The 15,598-nt window shown below is 72.3% G+C and carries 15 protein-coding genes; 7 read left to right on the forward strand and 8 right to left on the reverse strand.

Annotated features, from left to right (window positions below; translation table 11 throughout):
- Positions 1 to 22: 22 nt before the first annotated feature.
- The 6 genes from GA0070617_RS01205 to GA0070617_RS01230 form a co-directional block, all read right to left on the reverse strand.
- Positions 23 to 1,795, reverse strand: coding sequence for an ABC transporter ATP-binding protein (locus GA0070617_RS01205; RefSeq protein ID WP_229688281.1), 1,773 nt, complete (start codon positions 1,793 to 1,795; stop codon positions 23 to 25).
- A complete protein-coding gene (locus tag GA0070617_RS01210) occupies positions 1,792 to 3,654 on the reverse strand; it encodes an ABC transporter ATP-binding protein (protein ID WP_091432767.1) in 1,863 nt (620 codons plus the stop codon). Before GA0070617_RS01210 ends, GA0070617_RS01205 begins: the two co-directional genes overlap by 4 nt.
- A complete protein-coding gene (locus GA0070617_RS01215) occupies positions 3,651 to 4,559 on the reverse strand; it encodes a glycosyltransferase (RefSeq protein WP_091432771.1) in 909 nt (302 codons plus the stop codon). The genes GA0070617_RS01210 and GA0070617_RS01215 overlap by 4 nt, the downstream gene beginning before the upstream one ends.
- Positions 4,560 to 4,580: 21 nt before the next feature.
- On the reverse strand, positions 4,581 to 5,702 hold the full coding sequence (locus tag GA0070617_RS01220) for a pyridoxal-dependent decarboxylase (protein WP_139135545.1): 1,122 nt from the start codon (positions 5,700 to 5,702) through the stop codon (positions 4,581 to 4,583).
- A 5-nt stretch (positions 5,703 to 5,707) separates the two neighbouring features.
- The gene (locus GA0070617_RS01225; RefSeq protein ID WP_139135546.1) at positions 5,708 to 7,021 is read right to left on the reverse strand and encodes a glycosyltransferase; all 1,314 of its coding nucleotides are present in this window, start codon (positions 7,019 to 7,021) and stop codon (positions 5,708 to 5,710) included.
- Positions 7,022 to 7,198: 177 nt separating this feature from the next.
- Complete coding sequence (locus tag GA0070617_RS01230; protein ID WP_229688282.1) at positions 7,199 to 7,702, reverse strand: pyridoxamine 5'-phosphate oxidase family protein; 504 nt, start codon at positions 7,700 to 7,702, stop codon at positions 7,199 to 7,201.
- Between GA0070617_RS01230 and GA0070617_RS01235 the strand changes: the two genes are divergently transcribed.
- Positions 7,689 to 8,570, forward strand: coding sequence for an LLM class flavin-dependent oxidoreductase (locus GA0070617_RS01235; protein ID WP_091432783.1), 882 nt, complete (start codon positions 7,689 to 7,691; stop codon positions 8,568 to 8,570). The genes GA0070617_RS01230 and GA0070617_RS01235 overlap by 14 nt on opposite strands.
- Here GA0070617_RS01235 and GA0070617_RS01240 read toward each other — a convergent pair.
- On the reverse strand, positions 8,558 to 9,124 hold the full coding sequence (locus GA0070617_RS01240) for a phosphoribosyltransferase (protein WP_373868339.1): 567 nt from the start codon (positions 9,122 to 9,124) through the stop codon (positions 8,558 to 8,560). The two genes, GA0070617_RS01235 and GA0070617_RS01240, sit on opposite strands and share 13 nt — an antisense overlap.
- Positions 9,125 to 9,377: 253 nt before the next feature.
- Between GA0070617_RS01240 and GA0070617_RS01245 the strand changes: the two genes are divergently transcribed.
- The 5 genes from GA0070617_RS01245 (at position 9,378) to GA0070617_RS01265 (ending at position 14,616) form a co-directional block, all read left to right on the forward strand.
- Complete coding sequence (locus tag GA0070617_RS01245; protein ID WP_091432787.1) at positions 9,378 to 10,067, forward strand: septal ring lytic transglycosylase RlpA family protein; 690 nt, start codon at positions 9,378 to 9,380, stop codon at positions 10,065 to 10,067.
- Positions 10,068 to 10,168: 101 nt separating this feature from the next.
- Positions 10,169 to 11,296: a PP2C family protein-serine/threonine phosphatase gene (locus GA0070617_RS01250; RefSeq protein WP_091432790.1), complete on the forward strand. Its 1,128-nt coding sequence runs from the start codon at positions 10,169 to 10,171 to the stop codon at positions 11,294 to 11,296.
- A gap of 110 nt (positions 11,297 to 11,406) precedes the next feature.
- A complete protein-coding gene (locus tag GA0070617_RS01255; protein WP_091432794.1) occupies positions 11,407 to 13,263 on the forward strand; it encodes an acyl-CoA dehydrogenase in 1,857 nt (618 codons plus the stop codon).
- A 396-nt stretch (positions 13,264 to 13,659) separates the two neighbouring features.
- Entirely contained in the window at positions 13,660 to 13,929 is a 270-nt protein-coding gene (locus GA0070617_RS01260; protein WP_091432797.1) for a DUF6458 family protein, read from the forward strand.
- A 267-nt stretch (positions 13,930 to 14,196) separates the two neighbouring features.
- Positions 14,197 to 14,616, forward strand: coding sequence for a hypothetical protein (locus tag GA0070617_RS01265; RefSeq protein WP_139135547.1), 420 nt, complete (start codon positions 14,197 to 14,199; stop codon positions 14,614 to 14,616).
- 4 nt (positions 14,617 to 14,620) lie between these two features.
- Here GA0070617_RS01265 and GA0070617_RS01270 read toward each other — a convergent pair whose 3' ends face one another.
- On the reverse strand, positions 14,621 to 15,136 hold the full coding sequence (locus GA0070617_RS01270) for a SixA phosphatase family protein (RefSeq protein WP_091432805.1): 516 nt from the start codon (positions 15,134 to 15,136) through the stop codon (positions 14,621 to 14,623).
- A gap of 115 nt (positions 15,137 to 15,251) precedes the next feature.
- Here GA0070617_RS01270 and GA0070617_RS01275 point away from each other — a divergent pair, with 115 nt between their 5' ends.
- A complete protein-coding gene (locus GA0070617_RS01275; RefSeq protein ID WP_091432808.1) occupies positions 15,252 to 15,536 on the forward strand; it encodes a DUF6458 family protein in 285 nt (94 codons plus the stop codon).
- The last annotated feature ends 62 nt before the right edge of the window (positions 15,537 to 15,598 follow it).

Raw genomic sequence — 15,598 nt, forward strand, 5'->3', positions numbered from 1 at the left:
CGGGCGCGAGTGCAGTCCGACGTCAGCCGTACGCCTGCGCCTGCTCCCGATACAGCTGCGCGTACCGGCCACCGGCGGCCAGCAGGCTGCGGTGATCTCCGGTCTCGACGACCTGGCCCTGCGCCAGGACGACGATCAGGTCGGCCGACGCGACGGTGGAGAACCGGTGCGAGATGAAGACCGTGACCGCGCCGCTGGCCTGACCGGCCTGCTTCGCCGTCGTGGCCAGCCGTTCGAACAGCAGGTGCTCAGCCTGCGGATCCAACGCCGAGCTGGGCTCGTCGAGCACCAACAGCAGCGGAGTACGCCGCATGAACCCCCGGGCCAGGGCCAGCTTCTGCCACTGCCCCCCGGACAGTTCCGTACCGGCCGCGTACGCCGTGCCCAGCGTGGTGTCCAGCCCCGCCGGCAGCTGCGCCGTCAGGTCGGCCGCGTCGGCGCGGCGCAGCGCCTCCCGCACTGCGTCGTCGTCGTCCAGCCGCGGCAGGTCACCCAGACCGACGCTGTGCCGGGCCGACAACTCGAACCGGACGAAGTCCTGGAAGCCGACCGCCATGCGCTCCCGCCACCGGTGCACGGGGAACCGGCGCTGGTCCACCCCGTCGATCAGGATCCGGCCGGCGGTCGGCTCGTACAGCCCGCACAGCACCTTCACGAAGGTCGACTTGCCGGCGCCGTTGTCGCCGATCACCGCCACGGTCGAACCGGCCGGCAGGCTCACCCGGACCTCGCGTAGGGCGGCGCGGTCCGCGCCGGGATGGACGAACGACACCCCGTCGAAGGTGATCCCCTGCGTCAGGCGCGGCGGCGGATCGCGGTCCGCGTCGCTGGTCGGCGGCAACAGTTCGGCCCGCAGCTCGTCGACGTGCCGGTACGCGCTGGCGATTCGGTACAGGTCCCGCACCAGCGCGACCGCGGCGGTGATCTGGTGGTTGACCTGCATGGCCAACGCGACCACCAGCACGACGCCGCCGAGGTCGCCACCGCCGACGACCGCCTGGCGGACCGCGACCAGGACGGCACCGCAGTAGGCCAACGCGAAGAGTCCCTGACCTGCGGCACGTACCCAGGCCGACCGCAGGTGCCCGGCCCAGAGCCGGTCGGTGGCGGCCCTCCAGAGGGTGTCGTGGCGGCGGCGCAGCTGCGCACCGAGCCCGAAGATCCGCAGCTCACCCGCGTACCGCACCGAGGTGCTCAACCCGAAGAGGTTGCGGGCGACCCGGGTGTTCTCGGCCGACCCGGTGCGGGCCCGGTCCTGGATCCGCTCGGCCAGCCGGGCGGCGATCAGGGGCGGCGCCACCGCCAGCGGGAACAGCAGCAGCAGCGGGCTCACCTGCGCCAGCAGTACGACGGTGACGGCCATCGCGACGGCCAGCCCACCGAGGCTGAGCACGGCGCCGAGCCCGGTGTGGAACTGCCGGGTCTCCCGCTGCAGGACGGTGAACCGGTCGGCGAGATCGGGCCGTTCGTGGTGCGCGATGCCGGGCGGCCCGTGCGACAGGTCGGCCAGTTCCCGGTCGAAGTCCAGCTCGGTGAGCTCGGCCAGTTCGAAGTAGGCGACGTGGCTGAAGTGCGCGCAGACCAGCGCCGCGACCGCGGCCACCGCCACGGCCAGACCGGCGAGCGCGGCCGAGGTGGTGTTGCCGGCCACCACCTCCCGGGTCAGCGAGGCGAGCCCGACCGCGACGAGCGGGGTGGCCACCGCCCCGACGACGGTCAGCGCGCCGGCGGTCAGGGTCCGGCCACGGCTGGCCCGCCACGCCGTCCCCAGCATCCGGCCGATCGCCCGGATCACGCCCGCACCTGGCCGAACCGGGCGGCCTGCAACCGGAACATGCCCGCGTAGCGGCCCTGTTGAGCCAGCAGCTGCGCGTGGCTGCCCTGCTCGGCGACCCGACCGCCGTCGAGCACGACGATGTGGTCGGCGCGCCGCACGGTCGAGAACCGGTGGGAGATCAACACCGTCGTCGCCCCACCCACCAGGTCGGTGAACTCGTCGAAGAAGCGCGCTTCGCTGCGGACGTCCAGGCTCGCGGTCGGCTCGTCGAGCACCAGGATCGGGCAGCCGTGCCGCAGCGCGAACACCGCGCGGGCCAGGGCGATGCGCTGCCACTGGCCCCCGGAGAGCTGCACCCCGCCGCCGATGTGCCGGGCCAGCGGCGCGTCCGGCCCGCCGGGCAGCCGGTCCAGGTCCGCCGCGATGCCGGCGGCCTCTGCGGCGGCGCGGATCCCGGACTGGTCGTCGATCGCCCGCACCGCACCGAAGCCGATGTTGTCGGTGGCCGAAACCTCGTACCGGGCGAAGTCCTGGAAGATGACCGCGAGCTTGCGCCGCCAGGCGTCCAGCGGATAGTCGGCGATGTCGGTGCCGTCCAGCCGCACCGCCCCCTGGTCCGGGGCGTGCAGCCGGGCGAGCAGTTTGACGATCGTGGACTTACCGGCTCCGTTCGCCCCGACGATCGCCGTGCACTGTCCGGCGGCGAGGGTGAGGTCGAGGCGGTCGAGCACGGCTTCCCGGCGCCCCGGGTAGCGGAAGGTCACCTGGTCGAAGTGAATCCCGTCGCGAGGGTCGGGCACGCGGGACTGCGCCGGGTCCGGGATTCGGGGGGTGACCGTGGCACCACCGGTGCGCGGCCGGTCCGGGACCTTGGCCACCTCGGTCCGGAACCGCCGCACCGCGTCGTACGCCCGCATCCCGACTGTGACCTGCAGGTCGGTCTCCGGGTAGAACTCCCCCAGCCGGACGGCACCCAGCGTGGCCTGGGTGACCAGGAAGAATCCGGTGAGGCTCAGCGCACCCGACGCGGTCGCGCCCAGCCCGGCGAGGACCCCGCCGACCGCCACCACGCCGACTGCGGTGACCAGGTAGAACGGTCCCAGGTAGGCCTTCCGGCGGGCGGCCCACACCGGCGTCAGCCAGGCCCGGTACGCCGCGCCCAACTCGTCCCACAGCCAGCCTCGCAGGCCGAAGACCCGGATCTCCGGGCCGGCGCCCGGCTCGACCGAGAGTCGGCGCAGGTAGTCGACGCGCCGCTCGGCGCCGTCCAGCGCGGCCCGGGCCTCGGCGTAGCGCCGCAGCCCGCGCCGCTGCGCCCGACGGAACAGCAACACGACCGCGCCGAGGACGAGCCCGGCCCACCAGGCGAACAGCACCGCCACCGCCAGGCAGTAGCCGAGCCACTCGACCACCCGGGCCAGCAGCGCGAACGCGCCGGCGGCCGCCTGGCCGGGGCTGCGCACCCCCTCCTCCAACTCCCGCACCGCCGTCCGCAGCGCGTCGGTGACCCGCGGGTCGGTCAGCGGCACGAGGTCGTCGGTGCCGAGGGCCGCAGCCATCAGGTCGTCGATCAGGACACCGTCGATCCGCCGGGCGAGCAGCTCACCCACCGCGTCCCGCAGCGGGGTCAGCGCCTCCCGCAGCAGCAGGGCCCCCACCGCCACCGCGAAGTTGGTGACCAGCAGTCGCTGGGTGGAGGCGTTCCAGCCGGCGTCGGCGACCTGCGGCACCGCGCCGAGCAGCCGGCTGCTCGCCACCACGAACACGATCGGCAGTACGCCGACTGCGGTGTTCAGGACAAGCAGGGCGGTCACCGGGCCGGGGCCGGCCAGCGGCGCGAGCCGCAGGGCCCGCGCCGGGGTCCACTGGCGGATCACGGGTTGGCGCCCAGCACGTCGGCGCAGCGGGGGAGGTCGAGGTGATCCGCCACCTGGTCCAGGTTGAACGGGTTGATGGTCGGGATCGCGGGGAGCAGCCGGACGGTCGGGGTGTCGTACTTGGCGGCGATGTAGCAGTAGTTCGGCACCAGGGTGGTCAGGTTGTCCGCGAAGAGCTTGTCGTGCGGATAGTGCAGCGAGGCCGCCGCCCGATCGACGACGAACCGCGCCCCGGCCAGGTGCAGCCGGATGCCCAGGTCGACGTCCTCCCCGCCCCAGCTGCGGAAGGTCTCGTCGAAGGCGCCGACCTCACGCAGCGTCGCGGTGCGCACGGAGACGTTGCAGGTCCAGAAGACCGTCCAGGGTGCCCGGAGCGTCGCGATGTCGTCGTCGTGGCTGCGGTAGAAGTCCTCCCGCATGTCGGGCCAACGGCCGTCGGCCGCGAGGGCCTTGATTGCGGCGTCCGCGTCGGTCGGATCCACCAACCCCCGGATCGCCTCGGCGTCCTCGTTGTCCAGGTTGAAGCCGTAGACGTAACCGATGACCGCCTGTGGTGGTCCGTCGGCGGCGTGGCTGTCCAGGTGGGCGCGGAGGCACCCGGAGTGCGGCAGTACCCCGGAGTCGAGCAGGACGCAGACGTCGTTGCGGGCCGCGTTGATTCCCACGTTGCGGGCGGCGGCGACGCGGTAGCCGTCGTCCGGCTGGAAGTGGTAGCTCAGGTCGAGCCGGTCCCGGTACGCCTCGACGACGGCTGCGGTGTCGTCACTGGATCCGTCGTCGACGACGACGACCTCGAACCGGTCCGCCGACAGGTCCTGGCGGGTCAGCGCGGCCAGGGTGTACCCGAGCAGCTGAGCCCGGTTGTACGTGGGGACGACCACGGTGGCGGTAAGCGATTGCGCCATGGCGGGTTGCTCTCTCCTGTCCTAGCTGGCGGCGCGCACGGCCGCGACGAACCGGTCGATCCGCTCGTGGGTGACGCCCGGGGTGCAGACGATGTGGCTGATCTCGCCGACCGCCGGCATGGGCCACCGGTCGAGCACGGCCGGCGGTGGGGTCCGGAACACCACGGTCAGGGCGTACCGGTGTGCCCGCCACGCCGGCCAACCGGCGGCGCTGAGGCGCCGGGCCGCGTACTCGGCCACGGCCTGGCAGCGCAGCGCCATCCGCCGCAGGCCGCCGGCTCCGTGCCGCCGTAGGTGGTACCAGAGGAGCAGGGCCGCATGACCGTTGCGGGAGCTACTCGTGCCGTCGGGTGCCCCGCACAGGGTGCTTCCCGGGACGGCCGTGGGTAGCGGGCCGGACCGGGCGAGCAGCAGTCCGGTGGGGAATGGAGTGCCGAGGAACTTGTGGCCGCTGATGGAGAGGCTGTCCCCGCCCTGGTTGTGCAGGCCGAAGCTCGGCGGACACCCGCTGGCCAGGGCGATCGGCATACCGGCCAGCGCGGCGTCCACGTGCAGGTACTGGTCGGTCACGCCGGCGTCGGCCAGGACGGCGCGGATGCGGGGCACGTCGTCGACCGCCTCGGTCAGGGTGGTGCCGACCGTCGCGACGACGACCGCCGCACTGCCGGGGGTCCGTGCGCACCGGCTACGCAGGGCGGCGTAGTCCAGCTCGCCGCGCCCGTCGGTGGGGACCGCCACCGCCGGCATCCGCAGCAGCGCCGCGGCCCGGAGCACGCTGGGGTGGGCAGCGGTGGAGTGGAAGACGCAGGCGTGTGGGAAGCGCTGACGGGCGTGCCAGAGTCCGTACAGGATGGCCTCACCGCTGCCGACCGTGACCATTCCCCAACGACTGTCCAGACGTGCCCCGAACATCTCCGCGACCTGGTCGATCACCTCACGTTCGAGGTCCTTGGTGTGCCAGGGGAACACCGGGTCGCCGTCCGGGTCGCCGTAGTTGTTCAGCTCGTGGGAGAAGAACGGCAGCAGCGCCTCCGGCATCGGTGTCGACCAGCCCGGAAACCCCACCTTGTACGGCTCGGCCGAACGCAGCCGGTCCAGTCGATCGGCCAGGGCGGCGGGCAGCGCGCCGTCGCGTACCGGCATCACCGTCACCGGCGGGCCCGCCCCGGCGCATGGGCCTCGACCAGGTCGGCGATCGTGCCCAGCGGGTCGAAGCGGGACAGTTCGTCCTGCAACGCCCGCGCGTTGCGCCGGAAACTGTCGTCACCGAGGACCTTGCGGACCGCTGCGGCGACCGCGTCCGGGCCGGGATGCCCGGTGCGCAGGTCGAGGCCGACCCCCGACCACTCGACCCGGGCGGCCACGTCTGGCTTGTCCTCCGTGTCGCCGCAGACGACCAGCGGCACCCCGTTACGCAGGGCCGCCTGCACCCCGCCGTACCCGCCGTTGGTCACCAGCACGTCGGCGTGCGGCAGTAGCTGGTCGAAGGGGATGTAGCCCTCGACCCTCGCGTTGTCGGGCAGGTTGGGCAGCGACCGGCGCAGGTCTGTGGGCCCGTCCGGGCGGGCGGTCGCGACGACCAGCAGCAGGTCCATCCCGGCGAGTCCGCGGACGGTGGGTTCGATGAGTTCGGAAAGGTCCTCGTTGGCGAGGGTCCCCTGGGTGACCACCACCACGGGCCGGTCGTCGGCCAGTTCGGGCCACCAGGTCGGCTGCTGGAATCCGGGGGTGGGCTGCTGGGGCAGGGCTCCGACGCACCGGAAGGTCTCTGGCGCGTCGGAGCGGGGAAACTCGAAGCCCGGCGCGGTCAACTGCAGGTAGTGGTCCGGTGCCGCAGTCACGCAGTCGAAGATGAAGCCGGGCAGCTTGACGTCGACCTGCGCGAGGACCTGCTCGATGTAGTGCTGCATGCCGGCGTAGACCGTTCGGATCTCCTCGTTGAGTTGCCGGTGCCGGTCGGCCGCACCGGGGCCGGGCAGTGGGCGCTGCCCGGTCGTGAACGGCGGCGCGTCCGCGCTCAGCAGCATCGGTGGCAGGACTCCGACGCAGACTGTGGTGGGCCGGGTGGCGGCGGGCTCGCGCAGGGGGAACGGCAGTGCGCCCAGAAAGATCGTGTCATGGATGAGCACGGTGGCGGGGAAGTCGGCGAGGATCTGCCGCAGCTGGTGGTACTGGGCCACCGCCGCGTCGGCGAAGACCCGCTGCCAGAAGAAGATGTGCAGCTGCGGGCCGGGTGCCACGGTGGCGAACTCCGGGAACTCGTCTGACATCACCCGGTCGTCGAAGTCCGCGCTGGGGTCGAGCGCGACGAAGCGCATCCCCGACTCTGTGATCTTCTCTGCGAACCGCGCGCCGGTCAGGAACAGCACCTCGTGTCCGCGCCGGGAAAGGTCGGCCGCCACCGCGTACAGCGGGGTCACGTGCCCGTGAAACGGCGTTGCCGCCACGATGATTTGCGCCATGGGGTTTCCTCGACTAAGTCATCTGTACTTGAACCCCGTGATATGGCGCGTAAGGCTACGGAGCAGTCAGTCAGGCAGTAAATGCGCAGGCGTTGTGATCATCATGACCCATGGGAGCGCTTCCATATACCCATGCAGGCCGCTACGATGCCTCGCGGTTTGGGGTGGTCGCCGGTCTCACTGGGCGGTGCCGGCCAGCAGCCACCGGCGTACCGGCACCTCCAGCAGCACCCGGTCGTCGCCCCGGATGTCCCAACCGGCGTACTTGCCGGCGAACGCGGTCACGATCGGCGCGGGGAAGTCGGCGTGGTGCACCCGGGCGGCACCTTCGGCGACCACCGGGGCGACCCCGTCCTCCAGGGCCAGGGACACCCGGGGATCGGCCCGGACGTTGCGGACCTTGACGCTTCGCCCGTCGCAACCGATCCACCAGACGCAGTCGAGGTACACGAACCAGACCGGGGTCACGTGCGGGGAACCGTCGCCGCGCAGCGTGCAGAGCCAGACGTTGCGCTCATCCGCCAACCGCAGCCGGACGTCGTGCGGCAGCGGAACCGTCGAACCACTCATCGAGCCATGGAACCAGGTCGACGCCCACCGCACCCCCAGCGCGGCGCAGCCCAGCGGCGGGGTCCCGCCCTCCTCCTGCCGTCGTAGGCTGGCGGCCATGCGGATCGGCATCGTGATTCTTCCCGACCAACGCTGGGCGCGGGTCGAGCACCGGTGGCGGCAGGTGGAGCAGTGGGGCTTCGACCACGCCTGGACGTACGACCACCTGGGCTGGCGGGATCTGGTGGACGGGCCGTGGTTCGACGCGGTGCCGACGCTGACCGCCGCCGCCGCAGTGACCTCACGGATCCGGCTGGGCACGCTGGTGGCGTCGCCGAACTTCCGGCATCCGGTCTCGTTCGCCCGACAGGTGACCGCGCTCGACGACATCTCCGCCGGTCGGTTGCTGCTCGGTGTCGGCGCCGGCGGGATCGGTTTCGACGCGACCGTCCTCGGTGGTGAGACGTTGCCGCCGCGACGGCGGGTGGACCGGTTCGCCGAGTTCACCGAGCTGCTCGACCGGGTGCTGCGGACCGACGGTACGACCTGGCGCGGCGAGTGGTACGCGGCGGTGGACGCGCGGAACAACCCGGGTTGCGTGCAGCGGCCCCGGGTGCCGTTCGTGGTGGCCGCGAACGGTCCCCGGTCGATGCGGTTGGCGGCCCGGTTCGGGCAGGGCTGGGTCACCATCGGGGCGGACGTCGAGGATCTGGAGGCCTGGTGGGACAGCGTGGCCGAGTTGGCCGAGCGGTTCGACCGGACGTTGGCCGCGCAGGGCCGCGACGCTGCCACGGTGGACCGGTACCTGTCGTTGGACTCGGCACCGGTCTTCTCGCTGAGCAGCGCCGAGTTCTTCGCCGCGCAGGTACGCCGGGCCGCCGACCTCGGCTTCACCGACGTGATCACGCACTGGCCACGGGAGCGCAGCTGGTACGCCGGTGACGAGGCGGTGCTGACCGAGGTGGCGACCTCGGTCCTGCCGGAGATTCAAGCCAGCTGATCGAGGCGGGCCGGGTCGAGCAGGCCGCGTATCCGTAGTGTCGTGGCGATCTCGGGTGGGCAGGTGACGACGACGGCGGCGGTGCCGACCAGCAGTGCTCCCCGGGCCGCGCAGATCTCGGCGATCGCCCGGACCTGTGCCCCGGTGGCCACCCAGTCGTCGACCACCAGGACCCGGTCGGAGGCGTCGAGGTGCTGGTCGCGGAGGCCGAGTGCGACCCGTCGGCCCCGGAAGTCCGGTGCGCTCTGCGCCCAGGTCGTCGCCCCGGGTGGCAGCCGGCCGTCGGTCGGTTTGTGTGCCGGCACGAAGCCGACCCCGAGGGCGGTCGCCGCGAGCGGGCCGAGGATCAGGCCGGTCACGGCGGGTGAGACCACCACCGTGGGACGCTCGCCCCGGAACGGCGCGACCAACGCAGGCCCCAGCTCGGCCAGGATCTCCGGGTCGCGCCACCACCCGGAGACGTCGCTTACCAGGTGACTACTGGCCGGCCCCGGATCAACCCAGCGGAACCGGCTGACCAGCCGCTCGGCCAGGTCGGCGCGGCGCGTAACCAGGTCGGCCCGGCGGTCGTCCGAGTCGGCGTGGCGCTCGCGCAGGTCGGGGCGGTCGCCCGGGTAAGTAGGGCACTCACCCAGGTCGGGGCGGTCGCCCGGGTCGGTACGGCGGTCGTCCGGGCCAGGACGGGTCGGATGATCGGCCACACGTATCCCCTCAAATGCAGACTTAACATCATGATCAGGTTGACTTCGTAAGTGCTTCTCTCGTTACGGTCCGACCGATTTGTTGCAACGGTGAAAGGACCGGCCGGTGACTGGCAGCTCCCTGCGTACCCGAATCCTCTCCTCGCCGGCCGGGATCGCGGCCACCGCCGTCGTCGGTGTCGCGCTGGCCGTCGGCGGCACCGTCGGTGCCGTACAGCTGACCGCCGGACCGGCCGGGACGGCGCCGCAGCCGGCGTTCGTCGATCCGCTGCCGCCCAGCTCCGTCCCGGTCGAACCGAGTGTGACGGGGTCACCCGGCGTGACCGCTTCTCCGAGCCCGACCACCTCACCGAGCGCCTCGCCCAGCCCGAAGCCGAGCCGTACCGAGGCGGCGTCGCGCAGCCGGGCCCGCACCACCGCGCCGAAGCCGAAGCCGAGCCCACCGAAGTCGACGGCCGCGAAGCCGGCCGCACCGGCGACGACCGCGGCGAAGAAGCCCACCGCGACCGTGGTCGACAGCGGCACCTGCGGGGCCTCCTTCTACGCCTCCGGGCAGGTCACCGCGAACGGTGAGGCGTTCAACCCGAACGAGTTGACCGCCGCGCACAAGACCCTGCCCTTCAACACCCGGGTCCGGGTCACCAACCCGGACACCGGCGCCTCGGTCACGGTACGCATCAACGACCGCGGCCCGTTCATCGCCGGCCGCTGCCTGGACCTGTCCCGTGCCGCGTTCGCCGAGATCGCCTCGCTGGACGTTGGCGCGTTCACGGTGCGTTACGAGGTGCTCGGCTGAGCCCGGTTTCCGTCGGCCGTCGGTCCGGCGCGGGGGTCCAGCCGGGCAGAACCGGCTAGGACGACGGGCCAGGTTCATTCACCTGTTCACGAGGATCAGGCATGCTGTCCCTCGTACGCACGCATCCCTCCCAGTCGGGTCGCGGCCCGCTGAACCCCGGATCCCGCGCCGGCCTCGGCGCGGCCGTCGTCCTGCTCGCGTTCGTCTGCGTGCTGGAGCTGGCCGACCGCAGCACCGTCCGGTTCGTACCGTTGGCCGCCGCCGCGCCGCTGCTGGCCGCGGCGGTCACCTCCTGGCGGGTGGTGCTGGGGGTGGGCGCGGCGGCGACCGTCGTCGGCGCGGTCTTCGCGCTGACCGAGCCGACCATGTCGGTGGTGGCTGCCGTCGGCGTGACCACGGTGGCGGTGGCCACCGTGCTCTCCGGGGTGGTGGCGGCGATCCGGCAGCGGCAGGCCGAGCAGCTCGTCGAGTTGTCGAAGCTCGCCACCGTGGCCCAGCAGGCGGTGCTCCGGCCGCTCGGCCCGCAGGTAGGCACGCTCGCGGTCGCCGGCCGGTACATCTCCTCCACCGCCACCGCCGAGATCGGTGGTGACCTCTACGAGGCGATCGACACCCCGTACGGCGTCCGCATGATCATCGGCGACGTGCGGGGCAAGGGGCTGGACGCGGTCCGGCTGGCCAGCATCGTGCTGGGCTCCTACCGGCACGTGGCGTTCGAGCGGGCGGATCTGCGGGCGATCGTGGCCGACCTGGACCGGGCGGTGGCCCGCAACGTGGGCGACGAGGACTTCGTGACCGCCGCCCTGGTGGAGGAGCGTGGCGGCACGCTGACCATTGTGAACTGCGGCCATCCGCCGCCGCTGCTGTTGCGCCGGGGCAAGGTGATCCCGCTGGAGCCGCCCGCCCCGGCACCACCGCTGGGCTTCATGCCGGTGGTCCGGACCCGGGTGGAGCGGCTCGAACCCGGCGACCGGTTGCTGCTGTTCACCGACGGGTTGGGTGAGGCGCGTCGGGACGGTGAGTTCTTCCCCACCGCCGACCGGGCCTGGCGGTTGCTCGGCCACGGCACCGTCGGCGACGGTCTGGCCTCCCTGGAGGCCGCGCTTGTCGAGTGGGTGCACGGCCAGCTCGACGACGACATCGCCCTGGTCCTGATGGAGTACGCCGGGCCGCGCAGCACTCGGGCCGTGGCGGTGCCGAGCTGGGAGGTGGGCGCCGCTGAGGCGTGAGCGTCCGCCTACCCACCGCGAGAAAATTCGGGTTGTCGCTGCCTACCGGTCGGTAATATAGTGTGGTTACTGATCGGTAACGCCTGTCCGGGAAGCGGGGCCAGCGGAACATGACCCACTACAAGAGCAACCTCCGGGACCTTGAGTTCAACCTGTTCGAGGTCTTCGCCGCGGATCGGGCGTTCGGCCAGGCGCCGTACTCGGATCTGGACGTCGACACCGCACGCAGCTTCCTCGCCGAGGTCGACCGACTCGCCCGCGAGGACCTCGCCGCCAGCTATCTCGACGGCGACCGCAACCCGCCGGTGTACGACCCGGCCACCCACACCGCACCGCTGCCGGAGTCGTTCAAGAAGTCGTACCAGGCGTTCATGGACTCCGAGTTCTGGCGGCTGGACCTCCCGGGCGACCTGGACGGCACCCCCGCCCCGCGTACCCTCTGGTGGTCGCTCGCCGAGATGGTGCTCGGCGCGAACGCCCCGGTCTGGATGTACGCCTCCGGCCCCTCCTTCGCCCACGTGCTGCACGTCGAGGGCACCGAGGAGCAGAAGCGGTGGGCGAAGTTCTTCATCGAACGGCAGTGGGGCTCCACCATGGTCCTCACCGAGCCGGACGCCGGTTCGGACGTCGGCGCCGGCCGGACCCGGGCGATCCCGCAGCCGGACGGCTCGTGGCACCTGGAGGGCGTCAAGCGCTTCATCACCTCCGGCGAGCACGACCTGAGCGAGAACATCGTGCACTACGTGCTGGCCCGCCCGGTCGGCGTCGAGGGCGTCGGCGGCCCCGGCACCAAGGGGCTCTCGCTCTTCGTGGTGCCGAAGTTCCACTTCGACTCCACCACCGGTGACCTGGGTGAGCGCAACGGCGTCTACGCCACCAACGTCGAGCACAAGATGGGGCTGAAGGTCTCCAACACCTGCGAGGTGACCTTCGGCGAGCACGGCGTACCGGCCAGGGGCTGGCTGCTCGGCGAGAAGCACGACGGCATCCGGCAGATGTTCATGATCATCGAGTACGCCCGGATGATGGTCGGCACCAAGGCCATCGCCACCCTCTCCACCGGCTACCTCAACGCCCTGGAGTACGCGAAGAACCGGGTGCAGGGTGCCGACCTGACCCAGATGGCCGACAAGACCGCGCCCCGGGTCACCATCACCCACCACCCGGACGTCCGCCGTTCGCTGATGCTGCAGAAGTCGTACGCCGAGGGGTTGCGGGCCCTGGTCTGCTACACCGCCTCCTGGCAGGACCGGGTGGCCATCGCCGAGGCGGCCGGTGACGAGCCGACCGTGGCCCTGGGCAAGCGGGTGAACGACCTGCTCCTGCCGCTGGTCAAGGGGGTCGGCTCGGAGCGCGCCTACGAGCTGCTCGGTCACGAGTCGTTGCAGACCTTCGGCGGCTCCGGTTTCCTCCAGGACTACCCGCTGGAGCAGTACGTCCGGGACGCCAAGATCGACACCCTGTACGAGGGCACCACCGCCATCCAGAGCCTCGACCTGGTCTTCCGGAAGATCGTCCGGGACCAGGGCAAGGCCCTGCTGACGGTGGCCGGCGAGATCCAGGAGTTCATCACCGCCGAGGGCGGCAACGGCCAGCTCAAGCAGGAGCGGCAGGCGCTCGGCAAGGCGCTCACCGAGGTGCAGAGCATCCTCGCCGTGCTGACCGGCTGGCTGGGCGAGGCCCAGGCCGGTGACACCCGCGCCCTCTACAAGGTGGGGCTGAGCAGCCGCCGGTTCCTGCTGGCGATCGGTGACGTGATCGTGGGCTGGCTGCTGCAGCGGCAGGCCGACGTGGCCCTGCGCGCCCTGGCCGGCGAGGTCTCCCCGACCGACCAGGCGTTCTACACCGGCAAGGTCGCCGCCGCCCGGTTCTTCGCCCGCGAGGTGCTGCCCCGCATCGGCGCCGACCGGCGGATCGTCGAAGGCACCGACCTGGACCTGATGGACCTCCCGGAAGAGGCCTTCTGACCGCTTCCACCCACCCTGGCCGGCGAGCTCCACCCACCCTGGCCGGCGAGCTCCGCTCGCCGGCCAGCGCGCTTCCGCTCTTTCCTGGATGTGGTGGACGTCCGCCCGTCCGCATCGCCTCTTTCCTGGATGTGGTGGCCTGATGGGGGCGTGGCGCGCTGAATCAGGGATGTGGTGACCTGATGTGGGTGTTGGCGCGCTGAATCAGGGATGTAGTCCGGTCAGGGCGACGGGAGACCACTGTTTCCTGGAAAGAGAGCTGCCGTCTGCCGTGGGGCGGTTCCGGGCGCGGTATCGGTGGGGCGCGGGCGGGTAGGGGCGGGACAGGTCGGGTATGCGGGGGTCGGCAGCAGACGAGCACGCCCGCAGGCCACCGCACGGGGGAGTGCAGCGCACATGGGTATTGGTAGCGGCATCTTCCTGATCGCCATCGGCGCGATCCTGACCTTCGCCCTCAGAGCCAACATCTGGTGGGTCGACCTGCGCGCGGTCGGCTGGGTGTTCATCCTGGCCGGGCTGGCCGTACTGCTTACCACGCTCTGGTTCTGGCAGGACCGGCGCAAGCGGGCCCGGACGCTGATCGTGGAGGAGAACCGGCTGTCGCACCCGACGGCGATGATGCCGCCACCGCCGGACCCGCCGCCGCCCACCGCACCTCCGTCCTGACCCGCCCGGCCGCCTGGCCGAGATGCCCGCCCGGCGCCTGGCCGAGGTGCCCGCCCGGCGCCTGGCCGAGGTGCCCGCCCGGCCGCCTGGCCGAGGTGCCCGCCCGGTCGCTTGGCCGAGGTGCCCGCCCGGTCGCTTGGCCGAGGTGCCCGCCCGGCCGCCCGGCCGAGGTGCCCGCCCGGCCGAAGTACCGGGCCGCTGCGGCCAGGCTGCGGGGATCAGTCGAGCAGGCGGTGTTCCCAGGCCCAGGCGGCGATCCCGGCGTTGGTGGCACCCCGGGCGACCAGCCGCGCCACCTCCAGCTCCCGTGGGGAGAAGGCTGCCCGGTGGGGCGCCGGCCGGGGTGGTCGGCGCGTTGAGGTGCCGCAGCAGTCGTACCGTGATCGAGGGGCTGATCAGCGCGTCGCCGGAGGCGGCGGCGCGGACCGTCTCCACCACGGAGTCCCCCGGGGACGCCGTAACCCTCGCTACGGCCTGATCGGCGCGCTGCTCGGCCTGCTGCTGGCGGGACCGTACGCGACCCTGGCGGTGCTGGCCGTCGGCGAGCACGCGCCGGTCACCTTCCCGACAGGACAGTTGCTCCTGGTGGCCGTGGCGTTGACGGGGGCGACCGCGCTGGCCGGGCTGTTGCCGGCAGACCGGGCCGCCCGGGTCAGCCCGGTCACCGCGCTGGCCGCCGGCGACTGAGCCGTCACCGGTTCCGGGGGGCCCGGCCGGCGGCCAGCGTCGACCAGGGTCCCCGGAACCGGTGCGTCGCCAGTTCGGCGGTACGCAGTTCGACCGGGACCCCGGCCGGATCCAGCAGGCCGGAGAGCAGCGACACCCCCGGGTTGTGGCCGACCAGCAGGACCGTGGTCGCCGTCGACGGCACCGTCCGGAGCAGCGCCAACAGGGTCTGTGGCAGGGCCTGGTAGATGCCGGCCTCGGCGCGGACGACCGGGGTGGCGCCGGCCGGGCCACCCTCCGGCGGATCGCCGGTCATCCCCACCGCCACGGACTGCCAGGTTTCCCGGGTCCGGCGGGCCGGTGAGCAGAGCACCACATCCGGCAGCAGGGTGTGCCGGGCCAGCCAGGCCCCGACGGCCGAGGCGTCGGTCTCGCCCCGGGCGCTCAGCGGCCGGTCGACATCCGGGACGCCCCGGGGCGATTCGGCCTTGGCGTGCCGCAACAGCAGCAGGGTGCGTTCGGTACCCGGGTCGTCCGTCATGGTGCCAGCTTGCCGGATTGGTGATCTCGATGCCGGGGTATGTCGATGGGAGCCGCAACCTCAGCAGTGGCCGCGGCGGTAGGAAACGCCAGCTGGACGCCAAGGAGGCGACAAGATGGGCATCGGTGGCAGTATCTTCCTCATCGCGGTGGGGGCGATCTTCGCGTTCGCCGTGGAGGCGAATCTCGGGTGGCTCAACCTGAGTGTCGTCGGCTGGGTGCTGATGCTCGCCGGGCTCGCCGGCCTGATCACCACCCTCTACTTCTGGAACTCCCGCCGCCGCCCGGTGGTCGCGGCCCCGGTCGCCGAGAACCGGGTGGTCACCGAGCGCGCCGTGCCCGTCCGCGAGCAGGTGGTGCGGGAGCACCGCGAGGTACGCGGCCCGGGCTACCCCGTCTGACCCGAACCACCCGGACCTCTCGGGGGACCCGCAACGACGCGGGTCCCCCGAGTGCTGTCCTG

It is taken from the genome of Micromonospora yangpuensis (genome assembly GCF_900091615.1).
Taxonomy (GTDB): Bacteria; Actinomycetota; Actinomycetes; order Mycobacteriales; family Micromonosporaceae; genus Micromonospora; species Micromonospora yangpuensis.

Bases quoted from the DNA above. Each gene is read 5' to 3' on its own strand.
- GA0070617_RS01230 (WP_229688282.1), bottom strand. From the start codon at position 7,702: ATGCCGATCCGCATGGCCGCCAGCCTACGACGGCAGGAGGAGGGCGGG.
- GA0070617_RS01215 (WP_091432771.1), bottom strand. From the start codon at position 4,559: ATGGCGCAATCGCTTACCGCCACCGTGGTCGTCCCCACGTACAACCGG.
- GA0070617_RS01220 (WP_139135545.1), bottom strand. From the start codon at position 5,702: ATGCCGGTACGCGACGGCGCGCTGCCCGCCGCCCTGGCCGATCGACTG.
- GA0070617_RS01260 (WP_091432797.1), top strand. From the start codon at position 13,660: ATGGGTATTGGTAGCGGCATCTTCCTGATCGCCATCGGCGCGATCCTG.
- GA0070617_RS01275 (WP_091432808.1), top strand. From the start codon at position 15,252: ATGGGCATCGGTGGCAGTATCTTCCTCATCGCGGTGGGGGCGATCTTC.
- GA0070617_RS01225 (WP_139135546.1), bottom strand. From the start codon at position 7,021: ATGGCGCAAATCATCGTGGCGGCAACGCCGTTTCACGGGCACGTGACC.
- GA0070617_RS01270 (WP_091432805.1), bottom strand. From the start codon at position 15,136: ATGACGGACGACCCGGGTACCGAACGCACCCTGCTGCTGTTGCGGCAC.
- GA0070617_RS01235 (WP_091432783.1), top strand. From the start codon at position 7,689: ATGCGGATCGGCATCGTGATTCTTCCCGACCAACGCTGGGCGCGGGTC.
- GA0070617_RS01250 (WP_091432790.1), top strand. From the start codon at position 10,169: ATGCTGTCCCTCGTACGCACGCATCCCTCCCAGTCGGGTCGCGGCCCG.
- GA0070617_RS01255 (WP_091432794.1), top strand. From the start codon at position 11,407: ATGACCCACTACAAGAGCAACCTCCGGGACCTTGAGTTCAACCTGTTC.